The 23,705-nt window shown below is 45.7% G+C and carries 27 protein-coding genes; 12 read left to right on the top strand and 15 right to left on the bottom strand.

What is annotated here, in order from left to right:
- Nucleotide 1: 1 nt before the first annotated feature.
- Genes flgK through flgB form a run of 10 tightly spaced genes read right to left on the bottom strand, consistent with a single transcriptional unit; the run spans nucleotide 2 to nucleotide 8,055 of the window.
- Entirely contained in the window at nucleotides 2-1,609 is a 1,608-nt protein-coding gene (flgK, locus tag AB8S08_RS12615) for a flagellar hook-associated protein FlgK (protein WP_110075756.1), read from the bottom strand.
- A 57-nt stretch (nucleotides 1,610-1,666) separates the two neighbouring features.
- Entirely contained in the window at nucleotides 1,667-1,987 is a 321-nt protein-coding gene (locus AB8S08_RS12610) for a rod-binding protein (protein WP_110075757.1), read from the bottom strand.
- Nucleotides 1,987-3,090: a flagellar basal body P-ring protein FlgI gene (locus AB8S08_RS12605; RefSeq protein ID WP_369742950.1), complete on the bottom strand. Its 1,104-nt coding sequence runs from the start codon at nucleotides 3,088-3,090 to the stop codon at nucleotides 1,987-1,989. Before AB8S08_RS12605 ends, AB8S08_RS12610 begins: the two co-directional genes overlap by 1 nt.
- A 26-nt stretch (nucleotides 3,091-3,116) precedes the next feature.
- Nucleotides 3,117-3,800 carry a flagellar basal body L-ring protein FlgH gene (locus tag AB8S08_RS12600; protein WP_313933292.1) on the bottom strand — a complete coding sequence of 228 codons (684 nt, stop codon included), beginning with the start codon at nucleotides 3,798-3,800 and terminating at the stop codon, nucleotides 3,117-3,119.
- A gap of 12 nt (nucleotides 3,801-3,812) precedes the next feature.
- Nucleotides 3,813-4,595 carry a flagellar basal-body rod protein FlgG gene (gene flgG / locus AB8S08_RS12595; protein ID WP_110075759.1) on the bottom strand — a complete coding sequence of 261 codons (783 nt, stop codon included), beginning with the start codon at nucleotides 4,593-4,595 and terminating at the stop codon, nucleotides 3,813-3,815.
- Between the two features lie 14 nt (nucleotides 4,596-4,609).
- Complete coding sequence (locus AB8S08_RS12590; protein WP_110075760.1) at nucleotides 4,610-5,353, bottom strand: flagellar basal body rod protein FlgF; 744 nt, start codon at nucleotides 5,351-5,353, stop codon at nucleotides 4,610-4,612.
- A gap of 6 nt (nucleotides 5,354-5,359) precedes the next feature.
- Nucleotides 5,360-6,544, bottom strand: a complete 1,185-nt coding sequence (gene flgE, locus AB8S08_RS12585) for a flagellar hook protein FlgE (protein WP_110075761.1) — start codon at nucleotides 6,542-6,544, stop codon at nucleotides 5,360-5,362.
- Between the two features lie 11 nt (nucleotides 6,545-6,555).
- Nucleotides 6,556-7,230, bottom strand: a complete 675-nt coding sequence (flgD, locus tag AB8S08_RS12580) for a flagellar hook assembly protein FlgD (protein ID WP_313933293.1) — start codon at nucleotides 7,228-7,230, stop codon at nucleotides 6,556-6,558.
- Nucleotides 7,230-7,634: a flagellar basal body rod protein FlgC gene (gene flgC, locus AB8S08_RS12575; RefSeq protein WP_110075763.1), complete on the bottom strand. Its 405-nt coding sequence runs from the start codon at nucleotides 7,632-7,634 to the stop codon at nucleotides 7,230-7,232. The genes flgD and flgC overlap by 1 nt, the downstream gene beginning before the upstream one ends.
- Nucleotides 7,635-7,647: 13 nt before the next feature.
- The gene (gene flgB / locus AB8S08_RS12570; protein WP_110075764.1) at nucleotides 7,648-8,055 is read right to left on the bottom strand and encodes a flagellar basal body rod protein FlgB; all 408 of its coding nucleotides are present in this window, start codon (nucleotides 8,053-8,055) and stop codon (nucleotides 7,648-7,650) included.
- A gap of 153 nt (nucleotides 8,056-8,208) precedes the next feature.
- Between flgB and flgA the strand changes: the two genes are divergently transcribed.
- The 3 genes from flgA to flgN all read left to right on the top strand — a co-directional run bounded on the left by flgA (nucleotide 8,209) and on the right by flgN (nucleotide 9,769).
- Nucleotides 8,209-8,970 (top strand): flagellar basal body P-ring formation chaperone FlgA, encoded by a 762-nt coding sequence (gene flgA, locus AB8S08_RS12565; protein ID WP_110075765.1) that lies wholly within the window; start codon nucleotides 8,209-8,211, stop codon nucleotides 8,968-8,970.
- Nucleotides 8,971-9,036: 66 nt separating this feature from the next.
- Nucleotides 9,037-9,306, top strand: coding sequence for a flagellar biosynthesis anti-sigma factor FlgM (flgM, locus tag AB8S08_RS12560; RefSeq protein ID WP_369742949.1), 270 nt, complete (start codon nucleotides 9,037-9,039; stop codon nucleotides 9,304-9,306).
- A 7-nt stretch (nucleotides 9,307-9,313) separates the two neighbouring features.
- Nucleotides 9,314-9,769, top strand: a complete 456-nt coding sequence (flgN, locus tag AB8S08_RS12555; RefSeq protein ID WP_369742948.1) for a flagellar export chaperone FlgN — start codon at nucleotides 9,314-9,316, stop codon at nucleotides 9,767-9,769.
- Here the strand turns inward: flgN and AB8S08_RS12550 are convergent.
- Genes AB8S08_RS12550 through AB8S08_RS12530 form a run of 5 tightly spaced genes read right to left on the bottom strand, consistent with a single transcriptional unit; the run spans nucleotide 9,766 to nucleotide 15,185 of the window.
- Nucleotides 9,766-10,593 carry a S1/P1 nuclease gene (locus AB8S08_RS12550; RefSeq protein WP_369742947.1) on the bottom strand — a complete coding sequence of 276 codons (828 nt, stop codon included), beginning with the start codon at nucleotides 10,591-10,593 and terminating at the stop codon, nucleotides 9,766-9,768. The genes flgN and AB8S08_RS12550 overlap by 4 nt on opposite strands.
- Nucleotides 10,594-10,612: 19 nt before the next feature.
- Complete coding sequence (locus tag AB8S08_RS12545; RefSeq protein WP_369742946.1) at nucleotides 10,613-11,731, bottom strand: PQQ-dependent sugar dehydrogenase; 1,119 nt, start codon at nucleotides 11,729-11,731, stop codon at nucleotides 10,613-10,615.
- Nucleotides 11,728-12,186 carry a hypothetical protein gene (locus AB8S08_RS12540; protein ID WP_369742945.1) on the bottom strand — a complete coding sequence of 153 codons (459 nt, stop codon included), beginning with the start codon at nucleotides 12,184-12,186 and terminating at the stop codon, nucleotides 11,728-11,730. The genes AB8S08_RS12545 and AB8S08_RS12540 overlap by 4 nt, the downstream gene beginning before the upstream one ends.
- Before the next feature lie 21 nt (nucleotides 12,187-12,207).
- Entirely contained in the window at nucleotides 12,208-12,735 is a 528-nt protein-coding gene (locus tag AB8S08_RS12535; RefSeq protein ID WP_181394912.1) for a DUF6702 family protein, read from the bottom strand.
- On the bottom strand, nucleotides 12,735-15,185 hold the full coding sequence (locus AB8S08_RS12530; RefSeq protein ID WP_369742944.1) for a M1 family metallopeptidase: 2,451 nt from the start codon (nucleotides 15,183-15,185) through the stop codon (nucleotides 12,735-12,737). The genes AB8S08_RS12535 and AB8S08_RS12530 overlap by 1 nt, the downstream gene beginning before the upstream one ends.
- A 230-nt stretch (nucleotides 15,186-15,415) precedes the next feature.
- Here AB8S08_RS12530 and AB8S08_RS12525 point away from each other — a divergent pair, with 230 nt between their 5' ends.
- The 9 genes from AB8S08_RS12525 to atpE all read left to right on the top strand — a co-directional run bounded on the left by AB8S08_RS12525 (nucleotide 15,416) and on the right by atpE (nucleotide 23,676).
- Nucleotides 15,416-16,819 carry a diguanylate cyclase domain-containing protein gene (locus AB8S08_RS12525; RefSeq protein ID WP_369742943.1) on the top strand — a complete coding sequence of 468 codons (1,404 nt, stop codon included), beginning with the start codon at nucleotides 15,416-15,418 and terminating at the stop codon, nucleotides 16,817-16,819.
- A 52-nt stretch (nucleotides 16,820-16,871) separates the two neighbouring features.
- The gene (locus tag AB8S08_RS12520; protein ID WP_369742942.1) at nucleotides 16,872-17,327 is read left to right on the top strand and encodes a flavodoxin domain-containing protein; all 456 of its coding nucleotides are present in this window, start codon (nucleotides 16,872-16,874) and stop codon (nucleotides 17,325-17,327) included.
- A 447-nt stretch (nucleotides 17,328-17,774) separates the two neighbouring features.
- A complete protein-coding gene (gene mnmG, locus AB8S08_RS12515) occupies nucleotides 17,775-19,685 on the top strand; it encodes a tRNA uridine-5-carboxymethylaminomethyl(34) synthesis enzyme MnmG (protein ID WP_369742941.1) in 1,911 nt (636 codons plus the stop codon).
- 8 nt (nucleotides 19,686-19,693) lie between these two features.
- Nucleotides 19,694-20,314 carry a 16S rRNA (guanine(527)-N(7))-methyltransferase RsmG gene (gene rsmG / locus AB8S08_RS12510; protein WP_153826500.1) on the top strand — a complete coding sequence of 207 codons (621 nt, stop codon included), beginning with the start codon at nucleotides 19,694-19,696 and terminating at the stop codon, nucleotides 20,312-20,314.
- 5 nt (nucleotides 20,315-20,319) lie between these two features.
- Nucleotides 20,320-21,117, top strand: a complete 798-nt coding sequence (locus AB8S08_RS12505) for a ParA family protein (RefSeq protein ID WP_110075776.1) — start codon at nucleotides 20,320-20,322, stop codon at nucleotides 21,115-21,117.
- A 20-nt stretch (nucleotides 21,118-21,137) separates the two neighbouring features.
- Nucleotides 21,138-22,043 (top strand): ParB/RepB/Spo0J family partition protein, encoded by a 906-nt coding sequence (locus tag AB8S08_RS12500; protein ID WP_110075777.1) that lies wholly within the window; start codon nucleotides 21,138-21,140, stop codon nucleotides 22,041-22,043.
- Nucleotides 22,044-22,116: 73 nt separating this feature from the next.
- Complete coding sequence (locus AB8S08_RS12495) at nucleotides 22,117-22,512, top strand: ATP synthase subunit I (protein ID WP_110075778.1); 396 nt, start codon at nucleotides 22,117-22,119, stop codon at nucleotides 22,510-22,512.
- Nucleotides 22,513-22,529: 17 nt separating this feature from the next.
- Nucleotides 22,530-23,387, top strand: coding sequence for a F0F1 ATP synthase subunit A (gene atpB, locus AB8S08_RS12490; RefSeq protein WP_153826497.1), 858 nt, complete (start codon nucleotides 22,530-22,532; stop codon nucleotides 23,385-23,387).
- Between the two features lie 55 nt (nucleotides 23,388-23,442).
- Nucleotides 23,443-23,676, top strand: coding sequence for a F0F1 ATP synthase subunit C (atpE, locus tag AB8S08_RS12485; protein WP_034733567.1), 234 nt, complete (start codon nucleotides 23,443-23,445; stop codon nucleotides 23,674-23,676).
- Nucleotides 23,677-23,705 lie beyond the last annotated feature (29 nt).

The raw sequence follows: 23,705 nt of genomic DNA, 5'->3' as shown, positions 1-23,705 counted from the left end.
CTTAACGTAACGACAAAATGGTATCGAGAATGGTTGAACCGGTCTCGATGACTTTTGCGTTAGCCTGATAATATTGTTGATAACGAATCAAATTAGCGGCTTCTTCATCTAGGTTGACCCCAGACTCAGATTGCTGCAGCGCATAAAGTTGCTCGGTTAGGCCTTGCTGGGCCGCCATGTTAGCTTGTACCACATTGATTTGGTTACCCAAGGTGCTCACCATGCTGCCGTAGGCTTGATTAAAGGTGCCTTTACCTTCCACCAACAGCTGATTCTGTAGCTCTTGTAAGGCTAAGCTATTGCTATTATCGCCACTGGCATTCGACTGGGCTGCTGCAAACTGTGAGCCATCTTCAAGCTCCAGCTCGAAATTCTTCGCTTGGTTTACCAGCGGCCGTACTTTAAAGCGATCACCTTCGGCTACTGCGCCCCCAGCAAAACTCACCTCCACGCCCGCAAAAGATAACGTATTAGTAGCAGCATCAAAGGTTGCTGGTACGGTTTTACCGTTATCTAGACGAGTCACCTGATAACCATCTGGTCCTAATTGCACATCAAAATCTGTGGCTAACAGTGCCGTTGCATCGGTAATTGTTGTGGTGGCGGTAGCATCGCCAGTGTTAGCGCTATGACTGTAGGTAAGCGGGCTGCCCATACTAAACATCGCTTGGCCCGGGTCCTGATTTAAATCCACCCCTTGTTGATGCTGCTCGTTCATTGCTGAGGCAAACACCGCAACCATCTGGCCTAGCTGATTACGAAGGGTATCGAGGCTTTCTGAGCGAAATTCCAGTAACCCACCCAGCGAGCCGCGGCTAAATACGTTTTCTCGTAACTGAATAGGCTGCCCTGTAGCATTGGTATAAACAATCGCTAACCGGGTAGGATCTGCTTGGTCCGTTTGCGCCTCAAGCTCATAGGTTTTATCGCCGGCTACTAACGGTAGGCCATTACTCATTGAGACACTGTAAGAGCCTGAAGACTGCTCATACACGCGCACGTCCATTTTTTGGCTAAGCTCATGCACCAACTGATCGCGTTGGTTTAAGAGACTATTGGGAGCCTCGGTACCACCGCTGCGAGCCAACAAAATTTCTTTATTGAGGCTAGCAATTTGAGTATTGAGTGAATTGATGCTGTTCACCTCGTAGGTGATCTCATTACCAATGTTGCGCTCAATGTCGTTTAAATAATTATCAAAGGAGCGGAATTGTGCGGTTAAGGTGCCCGCGGTACCCATAACACCCGCACGAGCGGCTGGATCTGCTGGGTTACTATTCACCTGGCCAATAGCTTTAAAGAACTCTTGCATAGCCGGAGCCAAGCCTGCACGTTCGTCCGATAGCAAATTATCAATCTGCTTAACTTGAGTGTGATAGGCTTCAAAGGATGCTAATGAGCCACTTGCAGCATTGAGTCGAGTTGCTACAAACTGGTTAAACTGGCGTTCAACCCCATTCACTAAAACCCCAGCTGCACGGTTTTCACTTAACTGGACTAACTCACGATTGTAACCGGGCGTACCCACATTACTAATGTTACCGCTGGTGGCAAACAATCCACTTTGAGCAGCTCGAAGACCGCTTAAGCCAATGGCAAAAATACTCATAATTGCTCCCTTTACTGATGCCTATGGTATCGGCAGCAGCGGCATAAACTTAAGTGCTTAGCGTGGCTTTTGCTGAAGTTGCTGTAATAACTGCTCAGCTAAACCAATCCCTTTACCTGCGGCCATCTCGCTCGCTAGTTGCTGATCAAACATATCGGTATAGGTGCGCATGGCGTTACTATTAAACAGCTCTGACTCGCCGCCCGCTTGCCGCATCGATTTCATCATCTGTTGAATAAATAAGGCTTCAAACTGCTGCGCAGCCTCGGTAGCCGCTTGCTCTGGGCGATGCCTACTGGCCGTTTTCAATGAGTCTAACGATTGCACATCCATGGCCACGCCACGGGTTAACTGGCTTATTGCGTTACTATCAGCCATTAAATAATCTCCAATTCAGCCCGTAATGCACCAGAGCTTTTGAGCGCTTGCAGAATCGCCATTAAATCACTAGGAGTTGCGCCCAAGCTATTTAACGCCTGCACTACTTGCATAAGATTTGTGCCTTCAACCACTTGCAGTGCACCACCTTCTTGGCTAATCGCAATATCTGCACCTTCGGTAACCACGGTATCACCACCACTAAGCGCTGGCGGTTGACTCACCTGACTACGCTGGGCAATGGTCACGGTTAAATTGCCATGGGCTACCGCTGCTTGACGAAGTGTTACCGGGCCACTCAAGACCACCGAGCCTGTACGTGAATTAAACACCACTTTGGCATCACTTGGGCCAGCATAGACATCAATGTTTTCAATGCGCGCCATAAAGCGCACGCGGTCGGTTGTATCAGCAGGGCTCTCTAAGCGAATGGTGCCTCCATCAATGGCCTGTGCTACTGGATAACCAAAGTCACTATTGATGGTATCTACCATATTCAACGCGGTGGTAAAGTCTGCCTGCTTTAAATGAAGCTGTAGACTGCGCGGGGTACGATCCAAATCAAGTGCGACGCTACGCTCTACGGTAGCACCGGCACTAATACGACCACCGGCTTGTTGATTGATTTGCGCTGACGAGCCTTGTGCTTCAGCACTGGCGCCATTGATTAGCAGATTGCCTTGGGCTAACGCATAAACTTGCCCGTCTGCACCCTTCAAGGGGGTCATCAACAAGGTGCCACCGCGCAAACTACGGGCATTACCAATGGAGCTCACCACCACATCAAGTTGTTGCCCTGGGCGTGCAAAAGCTGGCAAGGTGGCAGTAACCATCACCGCCGCAACATTTCGTAATTGCATATTCGTACCTGGCGGAATAGTGACTCCTAACTGAGCTAGCATGTTCGTCATACTCTGGCCAGTAAACGGCGCTTGCATGGTTTGGTCACCTGAACCATCAAGCCCTACAACGAGACCATATCCCACCAAACTGTTGGTGCGAACGCCGGCAAAATCAGCAAGATCCTTAATGCGCTCGGCGTGCACGGTAGGCATCAAGAGTGTCAGTGCTACTAAAGCTACCCAAAACTGTCGCATCTTCATTCTTCTATCCTGCTTATATGCTGCTGTTAAAACGGCGCAATATAATTAAAAAAGCGTTGTAGCCAGCCCATTTGCTGCGCTTCGGTGATATAACCATCACCTAAATATTCCAATCGCGCTTCTGCGACAGCCGTAGAAGTAACGCTGTTTTGTCCACTAATACTGCGTGGATTCACAATCCCAGAAAAACGGATGTACTCAGTGCCTTGGTTAATTGCGAGCTGCTTTTCGCCACGCACTCGTAAATTACCATTGGTTAATACTTGCGTAACTTGTACGGTAATAATGCCAGAAAATTGATTACTGGCACTGGAGCCGCCAGACCCAGCAAAATCATTGGCACTGCCAACGGTGAAACCATATTCAGCTAACTGTTCTAAAGCTTCCGGTAAGCCTTCTAAATCCAACCCCATATTGCTGCTTCGAGAAGTCTGCGAGGATGAGTTTTTAGTAGCACTCACTTGTTCTTCTAGCACTATGGTAATCACATCACCGACTCGGCGGGGACGCTGATCTTCAAACAAAGGAACATAGCCCTGTTGTGCTTGAAAGATCGAGCCATTCGCTTCTGCTTGGGCATACTCGGGAATATGAATAGGCTGATAAGGCTCTACAACTTTGGGCTCAGGTGGCGATGAACTGCAAGCCGCTAAGCCTAATAACCCAACAGTTGCCATAGCTCTGATTGCCAGCTTACCAGCGCGCATCATGGTGCTCATTCCTTACAGTTGACCTAAACGCGCCAGCATTTCGTCGCTCGTAGAAATGGCGCGACTATTAATTTCATAGGCTCGCTGGGTTTGAATCATATTCACCATTTCTTCTACGACGTTAACGTTAGATGCTTCAACAAAGCCTTGATACAAGGTACCAGCCCCATTAAAACCTGGTAGTGCTTCGTTTGGAGCGCCAGACGCTTGAGTTTCCACGTAAAGGTTACCACCACGAGCCTCTAACCCGGCGTCGTTCATAAACATTGCCAGAGAAATTTGACCTACCTGCACGCTTTGGGTGTTACCCGGCTGAGTGACCGTAACAATACCGTCTTGACCAATAGTGACGCTCAAGGCGTTCGCTGGTAGAAAAATTGCTGGCTCTAATGGAAATCCATTGGCCGTAACCATTTGCCCATCTTGGTTAATCTGAAAGCTACCGTCTCGGGTGTAGGCAATACTGCCATCGGGCATCAACACTTGAAAATAGCCTTTGCCACTGATGGCCAAGTCGCGCGAGTTCTCGGTGTTGTTTAGGCTACCTTGGGTGTGTAGGCGCTCGGTGGCAACGGTTCGCACCCCGGTACCCACCTGCAACCCCGACGGTAATTCGTCTTGAGCGTTGTTCATCGCACCTGGTTGGCGCATATTTTGATAAAGCAAATCTTCAAAAACTGCCCGCGAGCGTTTAAAACCAGCAGTATTCACGTTAGCTAGGTTGTTGGTGATAACGTCTAACTGTTGTTGCTGGGCGGTTAAACCGGTTTTTGCCGTCCATAATGATTTAATCATTGCGATTCTCCTAACTAACCTTTCACCGACAACAAGCTGTTTGCCTGCTGAGCTGTTTCGTCTGCAGTTTTTATCACGCTCATATTAAGCTCGTAACGACGTTGGGTATCAATCATGGCTACCATGGCTTCTATGGTATTGACGTTGCTACCCTCTAGCGCGCCGCTGACAACTTGGGCGGTTTCATCACGTTCTAAAGCGCCGCCATTGGGGCTTCTAAACCAACCATCAGCGCTGCGTTCTAGCTGCTGCGGTTGATCCACCCGCACTAACTTTAAACGATCTAGCGGCACCAACTCATTGGCATCACCCCCTAGGCCAATCCCACTCAAAGTACCGTCATTGCCAATACTTAACTGGGTGCCCAAAGGCACTAGAATAGGACCACCATCACCTAATACCGGCATGCCGTTCACCAGCAACTGGCCGTCAGCATCTACCTGCAAGTCACCTCGTTTGGTATAAGCTTCGCCTGTTGGGGTTTGTACCGCTAGCCAGTTGGCTTGATCTAAAGCTACATCTAAGTCACGCTCGGTGGTTTGAATGGCACCAGCACGGGTATCAAACAAGCCCGTCGTAGTGACGGCAGCGACGCGAGTATCCAACGGACCCGGGCCTTGCACAGGCACGGCCCTAGCCGCAGCCAACTGCGCACGAAAACCGGTGGTCGAAGCATTACTTAAATTATGCGTTACTACCGATTGCTCATCGAGCGTCTGCCGGGCGCCGTTCATGGCGGTATATAAAATGGCGTCCATGGTTTATTACTTCAGCTGCATGGTGGTTTGTAGTGCTTCGTCTTGCGACTTAATGCTCTGAGCGTTGGCTTGATAGTTACGCTGAGCAATAATCATAGCAACGAGCTCTTGGGTTAAGTCTACGTTAGAGGCTTCTACGGCACCGGCCATAATGCCACCAAACTGGCCTTCTCCTGGAACTGACACAATCGGCACGCCTGATTTTTGCGTTTCAATCCACGCGTTATTACCAATAGATTGAAGACCTTCTAAACTTTGGAAGTTAGCTAAGGCAATGGTACCCAAAACTACTTGTTGTTCGTTCGAGTAGGTACCAACAACGTCACCATTTTCGCTTACTGCTACTTGCATCAAGGTCCCTGACTGGTAGCCATCTTGCTCAATCGCGGTAAGCTCAAATTGGTTTGCAAACTGGGTGGTACCAGTCACATCCAACGCAATCGACATATCAGCCGCACCCTCACCTGGGGTAAAAGTAAAGGCATCCATATCGGTTTGAGTAACCAACAGGCCATTGGCATCAAAATCTAGTACACCAGTTTCTGGCGCTAATTCACCATCGCGTGACATCCGTACTTGCCATTGGTTATCGGCCACCTTGGTAAAGTACATCATGCTCTGATGCGGGTTACCTAACGAATCGTAAAGGGTTACCGAGTTTGCATAGCTGTAAGTATCAGGGTTGTTCATATCAAAAGGCGTGGTAGCCGGATCGATAATGGGCGTTGAGGTATCCAAGTTAAACGTGGCTTCAATACCGGTCGAAGCATTCGCTGCTAGACCAGACGCTGGCACCTGCAATACTTGCGGTTGACCACCAAAGCCTACGCCATCTGGATACCCCGTTAAGCGTGCGCCCTGCGCATTCACTATGTAGCCGTTTTTATCGATAGAAAGTTGACCATTACGCGAATATTGAATCTGACCTTGCTGCTCGAAGCGGAAAAAGCCTTTCCCAGTGATAGCTAAGTCCATAGTACGGTTGGTCGTTTCAATGTTACCGTCGCTAAAATCCTGAAACACACCGGCAATACGAGTACCTAAACCAACTTCCGCGTTGGCATAAATATCGGCAAACTGAGCACGAGAGCTTTTAAAACCAACAATTTGTGAGTTGGCAATGTTGTTACTAATCACATCAAGGTTAGTAGCAGCAGCGCGTAATCCAGATAAAGCTTGAGAAAAACCCATGATAGAGCTCCTTAAATAATTTGCCGAACGTCTTCAAGACGCACCGGTTCTAAAATTCCGCCTAAATCTAACCGTGGCCCATCTTGACCCATGGTTACAGCAATCACTTGAGCATAATTAAAGCGTTGAGAGGTTACTGCTTGATCACCATTGGTGGCTTCAACAGTAAAATTATAAGATCCGGCGGGCGCCTGATTGCCATCATCCATCACCCCATCCCAAGAGAATGATTGTGGCCCACTGCCTACAGCGCCCACATCCATTCGCTTCACTAACATACCGCTAGCGTTATAAATATTTACCGTGACATTCTCAGCCGGTGCGCTTAGCTCAAGACCAAAAGGGGTCACATCACCCACTTCGCCACCCACCAACAAACGGTCGCCAGGCACCAGCACAGCACGACCAATCAAGGCCGACGCTTGCATGTTTTTTGCGGCTTCCATTTGCCCGTTGATGTTTTGCATGGTGTCATTTAAGGACTCGATACCACTGACGGTGTTGATCTGCGCCAATTGCGAGGTCATTTCATTGTTTTCCATCGGGTTCAATGGATCTTGGTTACGCAGCTGTGTAACCAACAAGGTCATGAAGTTATCGCGCATCTCTTGGCTATTCGAAGCCACCTGTGCGTTCTGGGTAGTTTGATTAACCTGGTTTAATACTGCGTTATTGATGGTGTTCATTAGCCTTTACCAATCGTTAGGGTACGCATTAACAAATCTTTACTGGTGTTCATTACTTCAACGTTGGCTTGATAAGAACGCGACGCTGAAATCATATTCACCATTTCTGCAACAGGATCGACATTGGGCATGGTGACATACCCTTGCTCATCCGCTAACGGGTGCCCTGGTTGATACTCTCGTCGAGCTGGCGCAGTAGATTCAACCACTTGTTGCACCTTTACGCCGCCTACCCCGTTGGCTTGCAACTGCTGTTCAAAAATGACTTGTTTCGCCCGATAGGGTTCGCCATCAGGACCAGCCACACTGTTGGCATTAGCCATATTACTGGCCGCCACGTTCATGCGCTGGGATTGCGCCGAGAGAGCCGAACCAGAAATATCCAGAATTGAAAAGTTAGCCATCCGTTAAGCTCCGTTATTGTTCCGGTTGCATGGCTTTACGCAAGCCTGTGATACGATCATCTAAAAATTGGATATCTGCTTGATAACGTAACGAGTTATCTAAAAACTGAGCGCGCTCCATTTCCATATCCACGGTATTGCCATCAAGGCGCGATTGCGCAGGAACGCGATACTGCATAGCTACTGGAGCTTGATGAGTATTGCTTAAGCTCAAATGGCCGCTATGGGTTTTTGCTAGCGGTACTGGCCCCGGTTGACTAGCTGTGGCCCGTTTTAGGGCAGTAGCAAAGTTAAAGTCTTGCGCTTTATAATTGGGGGTGTCAGCATTAGCGATATTACTGGCTAAGGTTTCTTGGCGCTGCTGCCGTAAGGCCAACGCTTGTTGCTGAAACTGTAATGCACTCGTTAACTTATCGATCATCAAAGAGACCCTCCTTTACACCAAGCAGATTACTGCGCTTTAGGGCAAGCCAAAGCGATGAATAAGCGCTTTTTTTAACGCCAATTCTAACCATCTCAAAGCATGCTTATGGCTATAATCTAGGCAGCTGTTATCCATCATCACCTTGTGAGTATGCTTATTTTATTGCGTGCGATAGTTTTTCTTGGGGCCACTCTCTGGCTTGCTTACGTACCCTCGAGTCAGGCCACCAGTCTGACCGAGTCTTTGTTGCCGCCAATCATTCAACAAGCTATTGCGACCTTGGTTCGTGAAGAACTGCCGCTGGGTAGCTCCGAGCATCACATCAGTCTACTTAGCTCAAGCGCTAGTTTAGCCAGCCTTCGTGTCTGCACCAGTAGCTATCATGACCAGCCTCTGGCGCAATTTACTCGTGTGCCAGAGCGATTGACAGGTCGGGTGATGGTAAAAATCATGTGCAGTAATTCAAGCGCTGAAAGTGCGCCCACTGCCATCCAGCAATTTGTGCAACTTCAGGTTGAGGTTATCGGTAGCTATTGGGTGACAAAAGCAGAGCTTGCCGCAGGAACTCCCTTACAATCAGAGCATATTGACGTAGTCACTGGGCCGCTGCAGCGCTTACCGCGCCATGCGGTATTAGGCCAATTACAAGATCATCCCCAACTGCTAGGGCAAACACTTCGCCGCAGCTTAAGTAAAGGGTCTATTATTCAAGAAAATTTACTGCAAGCCACTCAAGTAATTCGCTTTGGTGACGACATTATCATCACCGCAGAAGGTCCCGGCTTTGTAATTACTCGTAGCGGTAAAGCCATGGATACTGCCGCAGTAGGTGACAGAATTAGAGTAAAATTAGATAATCAACGCATCATACAAGTGTTAGTAACAGGTAAAGGTACGGCAAAAGCACTATAATAGGTTAAAGAATTACCAGCAGATGCCGATAAACCATGTAGTGCATGATAAAACGAGGGAATAGCCGTGAAAGTTAACGGATTTCAATCACTGAACAACTTAACTCAAACTGAGTCTAGTCGTTCACAAGCAACCACAAAGAAAGCTGATACCGCAGCGCCTGCGACTCATGCTGATGTGGTTACTCATTTAAGTTCGGCAGCGCAAGATGCTAGCCAAGACATTGATATGGCCCGCGTTGAAGAGCTTCGTCAAGCCATTCGCGATGGTAGCCTCTCGATGAATGCTGACAAGATCGCTGAAGGCTTACTAAAAAGCCTGACAGACGAGGTTTAATTAAAGTATGAGTTTGCGCCAACACTTAACGCAACAACAGCAGCGCCTGCAAGATCTTCTCTCGTTATTGGAGCAGGAGCAGCGTGAGTTAAGTTCTGGCACTATCAACGGTGAACAGTTGCAAGTATTGGCACAACAGAAACAAGAACTGCAACAGCAGCTTGAACAAGCAGAAACTCAGCGCCGTAAAGCCCAACAAAAACTGGGCTACAGTAATGATGCTGCTGGCGCTAAAGCAGCGGCAGCAGCGACTGGTTGTGCTGAGGTTTGGCAACAACTGCTAGCTACAACCCAGCGGGTTGCCCAATTAAACCAACTCAACGGTGAATTAATTCAGCACCGCTTGCATCACAATCAGCACATGCTGAATATTTTGCAAGATGCCGCCGGCACCAGCGGTTCACTTTATGGTGCAGACGGCAATCAATTCAAAACCCCATCTAGAATTAACTCTAAAGCTTAAAACGAATCGCCATAAAGTTCGTCCAATACGGCCGCTAAACGCTGTGCTCCTTGTTGCATGCGTTGTTCTAGCACGGGTCCCCATTGGTCGGTATAACTCTGGCCTAGTTTCTGTTCAGCACGATAGTCTGAATAGATACGACGAGTAATTGCTGCTGACTCATTCGCCCACGCCAACGTTTGCTCAGCATCGATAGCCGCTGGCTTTAAAGGGCTTAAGCCGCGCAGCAGCTCACTTGCTTTAGCTTTACTATCACTACCACCGCGTTGCATTAACATTTGGGTATCCCACAACCGATGTAAATTGGTTGCTTCATCAAAGTAAGACAAGCGTGCTCTGTTACCCCCGAGATCATCGGCAAAACTCACATGCATAGGCTGATGTAAATCACCAATAAAGTGCGCTAAAAAAGCCAAGGCAATCCAATCTGTGCGATCGTGTTTAAGCACATCATAATGATGTTGAATCGCTGATAAAATACATCCGTTAGCCGCGCAGTCTGCAGCCGTTACCTTGGCACTTCCACGAGCAAAATTCACATAATGATGCGGCTTAGCCCAGTCCCAACGTTTGTCACTTTTTATGTTGTCGGCCCAATTACACATACTGGCGAAGTCTTCGTAATCAGGATGCTGATCCGCAAAGGACTGCAACACTTGTTGTGTTTTCGGCGAGCTCAAATCAAATGCTAGTTGGCAAAAAGCATCATGCCCAATACCTCCGTAACTGTGCGCTGGGCTGCTTACTAAACTGACGAAACCTAGGCTTAATGACAGAATTAATGCCGCACTGAGGTGTTTTAACTGGTAATAAACAGACTGCATATATAACCTCATCTTTCTGTTATTGCTGAATATCTAAATCTAACGACCACAATTCACCTTCGTTACTATCCGTTAGCACCAGCACACGACCATCTTTGGCAACCATTACCGCGCGTAAGCGCTGTTGTTGTGCTACTAGATATTCAGCTATGAGATGCCATTTGCCATCCACTAAACGCAAACGCTGTAACCTCTTTCCAGCTAAATGGCTAACGAGTAAATCACCCTGATACAGGGCTAAACCAGCCGGAGCTAACGATGGTGTCCATTGATAAAGCGGTGCCTTTACCCCAGGTAAGTCATTATAAGGGCTCACTAAAGCACCGGTATAGTCTTTACCAAACGTGGTCATAGGCCAACCATAATTGCCGCCCTTTACAATATCATTAATTTCATCACCACCTTTAGGGCCATGTTCGTGCTGCCACACTTTATTGCGCTCGGCATCAAACACTAAACCTTGCACGTTTCTATGACCATAACTATAAACTTCGGGAGCTTGTGTGTGGGTAAAGGGATTATCCTCCGGCACTTTGCCGTCACGCAGAATTCGCACAATCTTACCCAAGTGGTTTTGTAAATTTTGCGCTTGTTCTCGATAAACAAAGCCATCCCCCAAAGCCACCAACAAGCTACCATCACCAAGCCAAGTCATGCGGGCACCAAAATGGGCGGCACCTTCTTTTTTTGGTAGCGCAGTAAAAATATTCTGTAATGCAGATAATGCATAACCAGCGGCATTCGGTGGTGATAATTTGGCTTTAACTACGCAGGTATTATTCGCTTGCTCAGTACCACAAGAATAACTCAGCACCAGCTCTCGCGATTGCTCAAAATCAGGGGTAAGCAGCACTTCAAAAAGACCAGCTTGAGCGGTGGCGTACAAATCAGGCAAGTCTAAGGGAATGTGCATGCGCTGCCCTTGGGGATTTAAATACACTAAGTTACCCGGGCGCTCAGTTACTAACCATCCACCTTCCGGTAACTCTGCCATCGACCAAGGATAGTGTAACCCCTTTGCTAGAACCTTAGGTGTGACCTGCACTTGTGGTGCTTGTGGTTCTTGCTGTGACGCCGTCGCTGCCGCCGACAGAACCATACTTAAGCTTACTAATAAAGCTTGTAGCAATCTACTCATGGCAATTCCTCCAATAATTCTTGCGGGCGAGGATGCCATAACCTATCAAAAATCCAGCCACCAAAGGCACCACAGCTACTCATTAAGATAAATCCTAGCAAGGTTCTATTAGCTGCGATTAAGATGGGCATAGGGGCTAAACTATCGATGAGGGTAAAAGCGACAGCTAAGCCAACGCCTCCGGCTAGAATAAACCACCAACGTTCAGCCACTTTTAGTTTACGACTAAGCCAATAAGCCACCACAAAAGCAATGGCAAAGGTAGGAATAAAGATTAACGCAATGATAGGACCAAAATGCAGTAAATCATGGCTAATTGCATGCATCCGTACAGTTAAATCAATAGGTACGGATAACGCCACTAACGCTGCTAAATTAAATTGAGTTTGAATGACAGTGGCAACTAAAGCCGCCCCGATAACTGCCAATGCAAAAGCTATCATGATGCGTGCCATAGCTGCCTCCAAGTAGGTTAACTAGTTTAATTGAACAGCTTGCCAATCACTTTCGGCAGTAAAAATGACACTTTTTACTGCCCCTAAACCTTCCACATTGACAAGATTCTGTTGGTCTGGCCATAAATCATGCAAGGCTTTATGTTTAATCTGTAATTGCGTTAAATCAGCTGGGATCGGAGTTTCTTGGTACACCCAAAAATTAACGCCTTGAACTTCGTGCCCCACCCGCATTAAGGGTAACTGCTGCTGATGATGATCCGCTAGCGCAAAGGCTTGCATCACATAATCTGCGAATTGCTGACGAGTTGCCTCTCGCTGATGAATGTCCGCTTTACGATCAAACAAATCACGTACTGCATGTTCGGCATCATGCAAAATAAACCGATGCATAATTTCAATATTGCCAGTGCGTTCGTTAAACAGCACTGTAGTACTGGCTATTTTTAGTTGGTGAGCACTAACTTTAGTGCTCACCGCCATAATAGCTAAACTTAGAATAAAAACGCTAGTTACCGCTAGCAACCAACGTAAGATCACGAATGGCATTAATCCTGCTCTTCTTCATTAGCTTCTTTGGTTTTTAGTTTGGTTTTAGCATCTTGCATGATATCGCGAGAAATGTGATCCTGACCACGAGTTGCTTTAAACGCTTCAATACGTGAAGGAATAATCTTCCGCGGATAATAGTTGTTCTCGATATCTACGTCTGCTGTTTCCCAATTTGGGTCGACCGCAAATTCTAAAACTTCTTTATCAGTAACTATCAGTTTGCTTACTGATTTAGCATTTCGCCGCCAAATTTCAGCAGGGATGTACATGCTGTCTTGGCTACCGTCAGTGTAGGTCCACTGCAGTAAAATAGGCATCACCAAACCACCTAGATTATTGAAATCTAGTACATAATAGTTCTTATCTTCAGCAATGGCACGGTCAAAAGTCTTACGCTCCCAAGGCTCTAGTTTGTCTAAGAAACTCTGATAGGCATTCCGTTGTTTATTAGTGACGGTGAAGCGATCATTCTCGTCGTGAAAATCACGCACATCTGGATTCAGCTCTACCCAAGTTTTTCGACCTTCAGCTTGATTACGTTGCACAAACAGCGAGGTTGGCTTATCGGCCTCTTCTTGACGACGACGCTCCCAATCAATATCTGGGTCTTGGGTATCAAGACGTAACTTGTAAACCCGATCTAGCGCAATATCAACATGGTCGGTTGAGTAGAACCAACCGCGCCAGAACCAATCAAGATCAACCCCTGAAGCTTCTTCCATGGTACGGAAAAAATCTGCTGGCGTAGGTCGTTTGAAAGCCCAACGCTGTGCATATTCTTTAAAGGCAAAATCAAACAACTCACGCCCTAAGATCACTTCTCTTAGAATATTCAATGCTGCGGCTGGCTTGGTGTAAGCATTAGGCCCTAAATTAAGAACACTGTCAGACTGGGTCATGATTGGAACTTGATTGGTTGATTTCATGTAATCAACGATTGAACGCGGTTCAACACCCCATGGAATGGTCGGGTCCCACTCACGTCCGGCAACCCCATCCAAAAAGCTGTTTAAACCTTCATCCATCCAGGTCCATTGACGTTCATCCGAATTCACAATCATTGGAAAGTAAATATGACCAATTTCATGAATGACCACGCCAATCAAGAATCGTTTTTCTGACAAAGAATAAGTACGGCTTCCATCATCCTGTAAAATAGTACGCGGACCATTAAAGGTGATCATCGGATATTCCATACCACCGACGGGGCCATTCACTGACTGTGCGGTTGGATACGGGTAATCAAAAGAAAAGCGAGAGTAGACTTCCATAGTATGAATAACCGACTCGGTCGAATATTTTTCCCACAACTCGCCGCCCTCTTTTGGATAAAAGGACATCGCCATAACTTCTGGTTGAACGTTACCGCCTTGCTGATAGCCTTTGGCATCCCAAATAAACTTACGCGATGATGCCCAAGCAAAGTCGCGCACGTTTTCTGCTTCAAAACGCCAAACTTTACGCTTGTCCGTACCTTCTTTCTCGTTTTCCAAGGCTTCTTCTGGGGTTACTACAAAGACCGGACGTTTTGCTTTGCGCGATTGTTCTAAACGGTCGCGTTGGGTTTTGGTGAGCACCTCACGATCATTTTTCAATACCCCTGTAGCCGACACAATATGGTCTGCTGGGACATCTATAGTTACTTCAAAATCACCAAATTCTTGGGTGAATTCACCTCGTCCTAAAAATTCTTTATTGGTCCATGCTTCATAGTCAGTAAAAGCAGCTACGCGCGGATACCACTGCGCAAGTAAGAAAATATCGTTGCCACCTTCGCGCGCATCATCAGGAAAATGCTCATAGCCCGAGCGTCCGCCTACGGTGTCGCTATCGATGATGTTGAAACCAAAATCTATGGCCAACGACGTTTTATCGCCGGCTTTAAGTGGCTGCGGTAAATCTATCCGCATATTGGTACCAACCACCACAAAATCCAGTGCTTTGCCACGACCATCCGCAACTTTGTTAATGGCAAAACCTAACTCGTTGTCGGTCATAAACTGTTGCCGACGTAGTTGGTTCAGGCTGATTCGAGCAGGGCGATCCACGCCACCCAAACTCGGATCTGGCTTACTATTAAAGGTAGCTGTTAACTCAGCCATCGAATCATTTTTAAAGATATTTTGATCCAGCTGAATCCAAATGTATTTGAGGGTGTAGGGAGAATTATTAAAATAAGTGATGGTTTCAGCAGCATCTATGCGACGCTTTTCTTCATCTAAGCGCACTTTAATTGAATAATTAGCCTGTTGTTGCCAATACTGCTCACCCGGTTCACCGGCTGCACTGCGATAAACGTTTGGTGTTGGTAACACTTCATCGAGTTGGCGAAACTTATCTTCAAATGTGCCTTTGGTTTGTTGAATTGCCGAACTGTAAGCAGCAGTACTAAATAATTGCGTCGCCGCTAAAGCCAGCGCAGAACACCAATACAGAGTAGATTTCATTATTATTATCTCGTTAGCTGGGTCGTCGTATAAAAGAAGAAATAAGTACGTACGAATGTATCAACAAATGGCACCCTGCACCATTAACTTGAGCGTAAAAAATCGCCGTTCATCGAAGCTATTTAGTAATCCCGCTAAAATTCCACTCAATAATGCTTGCAACCTCAAGCCAGCTAGGTTTAATTAGTTATAAATAATAATAAAAACTCTCAGCAGATTAGGGCGTCAGTTTGAATCTAAAACAGCAAGTAGTCGTCTTCGCATCTTGGGTAGCACTGTTCTACGGTGCCGCCATCATGTCCTATACACAATATATCAGTCTTTATTATCTGCCTGCTGGGGTTTCCACAGCCGCATTTTTTGTGTTTGGAAAACGTATTTTCCCTGCCGTTTTTTGCGCTATTTTCTTCGTGTCCCTAGATTTAAATGGGCTCTTGCAGGGGCGTTTTGACCCTCATCAGTTAGCTACAGCTACCTTGTTCGCCATGGTGCACACGGGCGCCTATGCTTTCGCTGGTTTAAGTGCGCAATTCATTAGTAAACACGTGTTCACAAATAGTTTACCAGCTAAAAATAGCATGATTCTAATATGCTACACGCTCGCCGCTTTAATAGCTGCTACCGGAGCCTTATTGATTTGGGAATTGGTCACCTTACGATCAGACGTGCCCTTTATTGAAGCTTGGCTACCGTTTTGGATTGGAGATGCCGTTGGAGTTGTAGTTATCACCCCGTTATTTGCTGTGTTATTTAGACGCCTTTTACCCAAACAACGAATAGCATGGCTGGATGTTTATTTTGAACATGATTACCTATTGAATAATCAATGGGGGCCGTTCGTTTTTAAATTGGCCGCATTGTTGATAACAGTGATAACAGTTTTATTGCTAGATAACGCTATTGCTCATCCATCTATTGGTATGCTTATTTTCTTTGTGGCTATTCCACAATTTTGGATAGCATTTACGGAACAAACCATTCGCACTATCTTTAGTTTGATTTTGCTCACCGTGGTCATTTCTTCAGGCTATAATTTTTTGGCGCTCGGCGATAATGCCATCATTTACCAAATCGCTATCTACTTTGTGGCTGTAACCTGTTATTTAGGCACCGCAGTGCCTGCTCTACACCAGCGTAACCGTGATTTAGAACAAGATAGCATTTACAACAAACAAACCGGTCTCTACTCCGCTAACTATTTTGAGCAAGCCGCTAACTTACTAATTGCTAACCGTAAACCAACACAAGAATTGAGTATCGCTGTGATTGATATTGATCAACTGCAGCAAATTAATACTGAATGCGGCTTCTCTACGGGCGATACCGTCATCAGCCAAGTAGCTACAGCGTTGCAACAACACTTACCTCATCACTGCTTAGTTGCCCATTCACATGGGGACATTTATTGGGTCTTGTTGCCCTCGACGTCAGTTAGTAATGCAGTTGAAATTTTAGACAAAATTCGACGGAACATGCCCTTTGTAAAAGATGAACATGTCACCTTACGAATTAAGCTAAATATTGGGGTAACTAGCCTTCACTTGAGTGAGACGACCAGCACCGCATTAAACCGTGCCTTCATTGCGTTAGAGCAAGCAAAAGCCAGCGGACGTGATAAAGTATGCGTTAATTAATGCAATAATTAATGTAACAACACATCTAGCACGCACAGAAGGGCCTTTTAGCATGTCATTCCCTACCATTCATATTCTCGTAGCCACAACCTCTGGTAATACTGAATACCTTGCTGACGAAGTCGCAGCCCTATTGGAACAACAAGGGCTGACTAGCGTGATGCATTATGAACCAAGCTACTCTGAACTAATCACTGAAGTGACAGATCAAAGCATCTGGTTATGTTGCGTGGCAAGCCACGGTGCCGGTGAATATGGTGACAGCATGCTTGATTTTTCCGAGCAACTAAGCCAGCAAAAACCTAACTTAAGCCCTCTCAAATATGCCGTTATTGCTGTGGGTGACAGTTGTTACGATACCTATTGCCAGGCAGGTAAAGATTGCGATGCTATGCTGCAACTTTTAGGCGCAAAAAAGCTTTTAGATCGCTTAGAAATAGATATGTCATGCGATGATCCGATTGAAAAATCATCAACATGGCTACCTTATTTTATCCAAGCCCTGTGATCAAACCATGTATAACCTAGCTTGAACCCTGTACATACGCACTGTATTAACCTGTGAATAAGATCGCTTGTGGATAACTAGCCCGGTTATACACACCTTGATCACCTAAAGGATCATGATCTAATCACACCCTAACCGATCGTTGTGATCCTTACCAAACCTAGCTTAGCTTCAGTTATCCACAAACATTGCTGAACTAGTAGTAGTAGCAATAAAAAAGATCAAAACAAAAGATCTAAAGATATTCTTAGATCCTTAACGCGATCGAGACTAAAATATAGACGTTCCGATCAAGCCAAATAACAGGTACAATACTCGGCTACATTTTTGTGAACTAAGCTTTTAAAGCCAAGACGCGATAACATCTGATGATCCTCACAAGGATCATGGGTTAGCCCAACTTTTTTGGTGTTACACGACATCTGTTTATCTAGGATTTATCAATCTATGCCAACACAGCCAACAAGCAATTCTTACCATCAACATTATGACGTGATTGTCATAGGTGGCGGCCATGCAGGTACTGAAGCAGCCTTAGCAGCTGCACGAATGGGCTGCAATACTTTATTGCTTACCCATAACATCGAAACCTTAGGGCAAATGTCATGTAATCCAGCGATTGGCGGTATTGGTAAAGGTCACTTAGTTAAAGAGATTGATGCCCTAGGCGGTGCCATGGCTATGGCAGCTGATAAAGCTGGTATTCAATTTCGTACCTTAAACTCATCGAAAGGGCCAGCGGTTCGCGCCACTAGAGCTCAGGCAGACCGACAGCTATACCGAGCTGCTATCCGAACGATACTAGAAAACCAACCTAATTTAAGTTTATTCCAACAAGGTTGTGATGATCTGATCGTTGAAAACGATCGGGTTGTTGGTGTTGTAACCCAGATGGGCTTAAAGTTTTCGGCAACCACAGTTGTACTTACGGTAGGTACATTTTTAGGTGGCCAAATCCATATAGGTTTACAAAACTATCAAGGTGGACGAGCTGGCGATCCTCCAGCAAATGCATTGGCAAAACGCTTACGTGAGCTGCCATTGCGAGTAGATCGCTTAAAAACCGGAACACCTCCAAGAATTGATGCAAAAAGTATCGATTTTTCAGTGATGCAAGAACAACCGGGTGATACCCCAACTCCTGTTTTTTCATTTATGGGATCACAAGCAGATCACCCACAACAAATTTCTTGCTACATTACCCATACCAATGAACAAACTCATGAGATTATCCATGGTGGCTTAGATCGTTCCCCTATGTACTCTGGTATCATTGAAGGCGTTGGTCCGCGTTATTGTCCGTCTATCGAAGACAAAGTTATGCGCTTTAGTGATAAAAACTCGCACCAGATCTTTGTCGAACCAGAGGGTTTAACCACCCATGAAGTGTACCCCAATGGTATTTCAACTAGTTTACCTTTTGATGTGCAAGTAGCCTTAGTACGCTCCATCAAAGGTTTTGAAAATGCTCACATTACTCGTCCAGGCTATGCCATAGAGTATGATTATTTTGATCCTCGCGATTTAAAACAAACCTTAGAAACCAAACATCTACAGGGCTTATTTTTTGCCGGACAAATTAATGGAACGACTGGATATGAAGAAGCTGGTGCACAAGGCTTAATAGCAGGCTTAAATGCTGCATTACAAGTGCAAGGAAAAGACGGTTGGGCTCCTCGTCGTGATCAAGCTTACATGGGAGTATTGATTGATGATCTCAGTACGCTCGGCACTAAAGAACCCTATCGGATGTTTACGTCACGCGCCGAATATAGATTGTTATTGCGCGAAGACAACGCAGATATGCGCTTAACTGAAAAAGGCCGCGAGCTAGGTTTAGTTGACGATGCAAGATGGGCTGCGTTTAACGACAAGATGGAAGCCATTGCACAAGAGCAACAACGTCTACGTAGTACTTGGATCCATAAAGATCATCCAGCAGTTGCTGCGGTTAATGAATTAGTTAAAACGCCGATAACTCGAGAAGTGAATGGCGAAGAATTATTACGTCGCCCTGAAATTAGTTATCAAGATCTCGTCAAAATTGATGCTTTAGGACCAGGTTTAGCCGACGAAAAAGCTGCTGAACAAGTAGAAATTCAAACGAAATATGCTGGTTACATAGCGCGTCAGCAAGACGAGATTAGCAAACAGCAACGTCATGAAAATACTCAGTTACCGGCTCATTTTGATTATGCCAGTATCAAGGGTTTATCCAATGAAGTGATTGCTAAGCTGAATCAACATCAACCAGAAACAGTTGGTAAAGCTGCTCGAATCTCTGGCATTACTCCAGCAGCAATCTCAATGTTGTTGGTGCATTTGAAGAAACTTGGCCTATTGCGAAAGAGTGCTTAATAAAATCCATGTTAAATAGACTACAATCATTATTGGCTCAGGCCGAGCTTGATCTTTCTCTAGATAAACAAGTTCAACTTATTCAATTGGTTGAACAATTAAATAAATGGAATAAAGCCTACAATTTAACGTCGGTTCGTGATCCCATCCAAATGGTGAGTCGCCACATTGTGGATAGCCTTGTGGTGTTACCACATCTTCAAGGGCAACGTTTTATTGATGTCGGAACTGGGCCTGGATTGCCTGGTTTACCTTTAGCCATTGCTTGTCCAGAACGTGATTTTGTTCTGTTAGATAGCTTAGGCAAGAGGATTCGTTTTATCCGCCAAGTTAGCCATCAGTTAGGCCTTAAGAATGTAACAGCTGTGCAAAGTAGAGTTGAAGATTATCAACCTGAACTAAAATTTGATGGCGTGATAAGTAGAGCCTTTGCCTCGCTTAATGATATGCTGAATTGGTGTGAGCATTTACCTAAGCCTGATGGCCGGTATTTTGCTCTAAAAGGGCAATACCCAACTGCTGAATTGGCTGACTTGCCAGCGCAGTTTGAGGTTGAACAAGTGATTCGATTACAGGTTCCAGAGGCCGATGGCGAACGCCATGTGGTGATTATAAAAACGAGAGGATAACTCCTGTGGGCAGAATTATTGCGATTGCTAATCAAAAAGGCGGCGTTGGTAAAACCACCACTGCTGTTAATTTGGCAGCATCGATGGCAGCAACCCGCCGTAAAGTATTGCTGATAGATCTTGATCCTCAGGGCAATGCAACCATGGGTAGTGGTATCGACAAATACGATGTTGAAAACACCGCCTATGAACTATTGGTTGAGCAGAAACCAGCCGAACAAGTGATTATTAAAGAAACTAACGGTAAATATCACCTCATTGCGGCTAACTCTGATACCACGGCTGCTGATATTAAATTAATGGAAGAATTTGCGCGCGAGCAGCGCTTGGCTAATGCCTTAAAACCAGTGGTTGATAATTACGATTTTATCTTCATCGATTGTCCACCATCGCTCAGTATGTTGACCGTAAACGCCATGGCCGCCGCTGATTCAGTGTTAGTGCCGATGCAATGCGAATATTTTGCTCTTGAAGGCTTAACGGCGTTAATGGATACCATTGAACGATTAGCCGAAGCTGTTAATCCACGGTTGATTATTGAAGGTATTTTGCGAACCATGTATGACCCTCGTAATCGTTTAGCTAATGATGTGTCAGAGCAACTGAAAAATCATTTTGGTGACAAGGTTTATCGAACCGTTATTCCAAGAAATGTTCGCTTAGCTGAAGCTCCTAGTTTTGGCTCACCAGCCATGTATTACGATAAATCATCAGCCGGAGCTAAAGCCTATTTGGCCCTGGCCGGAGAGTTAATTCGTCGCGCCGAACAACAAAAAAAAGCCGAAGCAGCGGCTGAAGCTTAAGCTAAAGGAAACGACGCTTTATGTCTGCCAAAAAAAGAGGATTGGGGCGCGGTTTAGATGCCCTACTTACAACCAGTAAAACGGCTCGTGAAAAAGAACATCAGGTTCCAGATGAGATAGTTCAAGACTATCGCCAAGGCGAACTGCAAAAGTTACCGATAGAATGGTTACAGCCGGGCAAATATCAACCACGCAAAGATATGACTCCCGAGGCCCTTGAAGATCTCGCTGCTTCAATTAAAGCCCAGGGTGTAATTCAGCCCATTGTTGTGCGCGAAATAGCGCCAGAAAAATATGAAATTATCGCAGGTGAGCGACGTTGGCGTGCAAGCCAGCTGGCACGCCTAGACGAAGTACCTTGTTTGATTAAAAACGTCCCTGATGAAGCGGCTGTAGCTATTGCGTTAATTGAGAATATTCAACGTGAAGATCTCAATGCCATGGAAGAAGCGACCGCCTTACAACGCCTACTAACGGAATTTCAATTAACTCATCAAGAAGTTGCCGATGCGGTAGGTAAATCCCGAGCAACTGTAACTAACTTGCTGCGTTTGAATAATTTACAACCCGAAACTAAAACGCTACTAGAGCGTGGTGACATTGAATTAGGTCATGCCAAGCTGTTACTTGCTTTAGAGGGTGATGCGCAAACAGACATTGCTCGGTTAATTGCAGCAAAAGGCATGACCGTGCGTGAAGCTGAAAAAGTGGTTCGCCAAGCTCTAGAACCAGCCAAGCCAAGCCCAGCAAAACCGCAGCCTGATGCTGATATTCAACGTCTAGAGAAGCGCTTAAGTGAACGCTTAGGCGCCGCTGTCGCAATCAGTCACGGCCGTAAAGGCAAGGGTAAAGTTGTAATTAATTACAGCAGTTTAGATGAATTAGATGGCATTCTTATGCAATTTCAATTGAATGAGGATGGCTAACCATCCCATTTCATTTGCATTTGAACGTTAAATCTTTATACTATCGCGGGCTTTCAACCGAGGGTTTTAGCCCGTGAATAGAACGTTAACAGGCCAAGGGAAACAACTCGCAGCGAAGTTAATTCGCGCCCAAGCTGGAGCTATATTTTTGCTCGCTTGTGTCTTTTCTTTGGTGCAGCCGCATTTTGGCTATATGTATTTTTGGGGTGTTGTAGGTGGCGGTATCGCCGTCATTATTCCTACAGCACTGTTTGCATGGCGAGCCTTTGCTGAAGGTGGAGCGCGAGCTGCGCAAACTGTAGTGAGTAATTTTTTTGCCGGCGAAGCATTAAAAATTTTCTTCGCAGTAGCCTTATTGGTTGTATTGCTGGTATTTACTTCGCTCCCGCTTAGTGCGGTTGTTAGCGGCTATATTACCGCCTTAGCAGTGCAATGGCTGGCACCAATTTTGTTTTTAAAATCAACTTAAAATTGTGGGAAACTAAGATGGCTGCAGAAGAGTTAACGCTCCAAAGTCATATTCAGCACCACTTAACTAACGCCAAAATGTGCTCTACCGAAAATGGTATTGCCTTTAATAAAGCGTGTAGTGAAGCTGGCTTCTGGACATGGCACATTGACACCTTAGCTTGGTCTATCGGACTAGGTATCTTGTTCTTAATGATCTTCCGTAGTGCTGCAAAGAAAGCAGATACTGGCGTGCCCGGTAAGCTACAGTGCTTTATTGAGATGATTGTTGAATTCGTTGGTAACAACGTACGCGACACTTTCCACGGTAAAAGTAAACTTATCGCTCCTCTAGCGTTAACCATTTTCGTGTGGGTTTTCCTCATGAACTTAATGGACTTAATTCCGGTTGACTTTTTGCCTGCTTTTGCTGGTTTTGTGGGCGAGCAAGCCTTCGGTGTGGATTCGCACGATGTGTACATGAAAATCGTACCAACCACCGATATCAACATGACCGCAGCCTTAGCCATTGGTGTGTTCTTACTCATGATTGGCTACGGTATTCGTATGAAAGGTATCGTTGGCTTCATCAAAGAACTTACCTTACACCCGTTTAGCTCAAGTAATATGGTCGTTCAGGTGCTACTGATTCCATTTAACCTATTGCTTGAAACGATTGCTTTGGTGGCCAAGCCGTTCTCGTTGGCACTGCGTTTGTTCGGTAACTTATATGCCGGCGAGCTAATCTTTATCCTGATTGGAGCGATTGGTCTGGCGCAATTACCATTGCACTTTGTGTGGGCGGTATTCCACATTCTTGTAATTGTGTTGCAGGCCTTCGTATTTATGATGCTGACTATTGTTTACTTAAGCATGGCCAGCTCAGAAAGCCACTAAGATTTTGTATTAACTTTTATTTTTTAACTTAACCTTTGAAATATCGGAGAAAACAATGGAACTAATGTTAGGTCTTAAATATATCGCTGTAGCTTTACTGATCGGTTTCGGTGCAATCGGTACCGCAGTAGGTTTCGGTAACATGGGTGGTAAATTCTTGGAAGCGTGTGCACGTCAACCAGAACTAGCTCCTTCTCTGCAAGTTAAAATGTTCATCTTAGCAGGTTTGATCGATGCGGTAGCCATGATTGGCGTAGGTATCGCAATGGTACTGTTGTTCGTACTGTAAGGTCTATTGATACCAATTCGAACAACTGA

The organism is Pseudidiomarina sp. PP-1MA, from assembly GCF_041200125.1.
Taxonomy (GTDB): Bacteria; Pseudomonadota; Gammaproteobacteria; order Enterobacterales; family Alteromonadaceae; genus Pseudidiomarina; species Pseudidiomarina fusca.
The sequence above is the reverse complement of the archived record's forward strand: the minus strand, read 5'-3'. Positions and strand labels throughout refer to the sequence as shown.

Coding starts and splice junctions, on each gene's coding strand:
- flgK (WP_110075756.1), bottom strand. CDS start 1,609: ATGAGTATTTTTGCCATTGGCTTAAGCGGTCTTCGAGCTGCTCAAAGT.
- AB8S08_RS12610 (WP_110075757.1), bottom strand. CDS start 1,987: ATGGCTGATAGTAACGCAATAAGCCAGTTAACCCGTGGCGTGGCCATG.
- AB8S08_RS12605 (WP_369742950.1), bottom strand. CDS start 3,090: ATGAAGATGCGACAGTTTTGGGTAGCTTTAGTAGCACTGACACTCTTG.
- AB8S08_RS12600 (WP_313933292.1), bottom strand. CDS start 3,800: ATGATGCGCGCTGGTAAGCTGGCAATCAGAGCTATGGCAACTGTTGGG.
- flgG (WP_110075759.1), bottom strand. CDS start 4,595: ATGATTAAATCATTATGGACGGCAAAAACCGGTTTAACCGCCCAGCAA.
- AB8S08_RS12590 (WP_110075760.1), bottom strand. CDS start 5,353: ATGGACGCCATTTTATATACCGCCATGAACGGCGCCCGGCAGACGCTC.
- flgE (WP_110075761.1), bottom strand. CDS start 6,544: ATGGGTTTTTCTCAAGCTTTATCTGGATTACGCGCTGCTGCTACTAAC.
- flgD (WP_313933293.1), bottom strand. CDS start 7,230: ATGAACACCATCAATAACGCAGTATTAAACCAGGTTAATCAAACTACC.
- flgC (WP_110075763.1), bottom strand. CDS start 7,634: ATGGCTAACTTTTCAATTCTGGATATTTCTGGTTCGGCTCTCTCGGCG.
- flgB (WP_110075764.1), bottom strand. CDS start 8,055: ATGATCGATAAGTTAACGAGTGCATTACAGTTTCAGCAACAAGCGTTG.
- flgA (WP_110075765.1), top strand. CDS start 8,209: ATGCTTATTTTATTGCGTGCGATAGTTTTTCTTGGGGCCACTCTCTGG.
- flgN (WP_369742948.1), top strand. CDS start 9,314: ATGAGTTTGCGCCAACACTTAACGCAACAACAGCAGCGCCTGCAAGAT.
- AB8S08_RS12550 (WP_369742947.1), bottom strand. CDS start 10,593: ATGCAGTCTGTTTATTACCAGTTAAAACACCTCAGTGCGGCATTAATT.
- AB8S08_RS12545 (WP_369742946.1), bottom strand. CDS start 11,731: ATGAGTAGATTGCTACAAGCTTTATTAGTAAGCTTAAGTATGGTTCTG.
- AB8S08_RS12540 (WP_369742945.1), bottom strand. CDS start 12,186: ATGGCACGCATCATGATAGCTTTTGCATTGGCAGTTATCGGGGCGGCT.
- AB8S08_RS12535 (WP_181394912.1), bottom strand. CDS start 12,735: ATGCCATTCGTGATCTTACGTTGGTTGCTAGCGGTAACTAGCGTTTTT.
- AB8S08_RS12530 (WP_369742944.1), bottom strand. CDS start 15,185: ATGAAATCTACTCTGTATTGGTGTTCTGCGCTGGCTTTAGCGGCGACG.
- AB8S08_RS12520 (WP_369742942.1), top strand. CDS start 16,872: ATGTCATTCCCTACCATTCATATTCTCGTAGCCACAACCTCTGGTAAT.
- mnmG (WP_369742941.1), top strand. CDS start 17,775: ATGCCAACACAGCCAACAAGCAATTCTTACCATCAACATTATGACGTG.
- rsmG (WP_153826500.1), top strand. CDS start 19,694: ATGTTAAATAGACTACAATCATTATTGGCTCAGGCCGAGCTTGATCTT.
- AB8S08_RS12500 (WP_110075777.1), top strand. CDS start 21,138: ATGTCTGCCAAAAAAAGAGGATTGGGGCGCGGTTTAGATGCCCTACTT.
- atpB (WP_153826497.1), top strand. CDS start 22,530: ATGGCTGCAGAAGAGTTAACGCTCCAAAGTCATATTCAGCACCACTTA.
- atpE (WP_034733567.1), top strand. CDS start 23,443: ATGGAACTAATGTTAGGTCTTAAATATATCGCTGTAGCTTTACTGATC.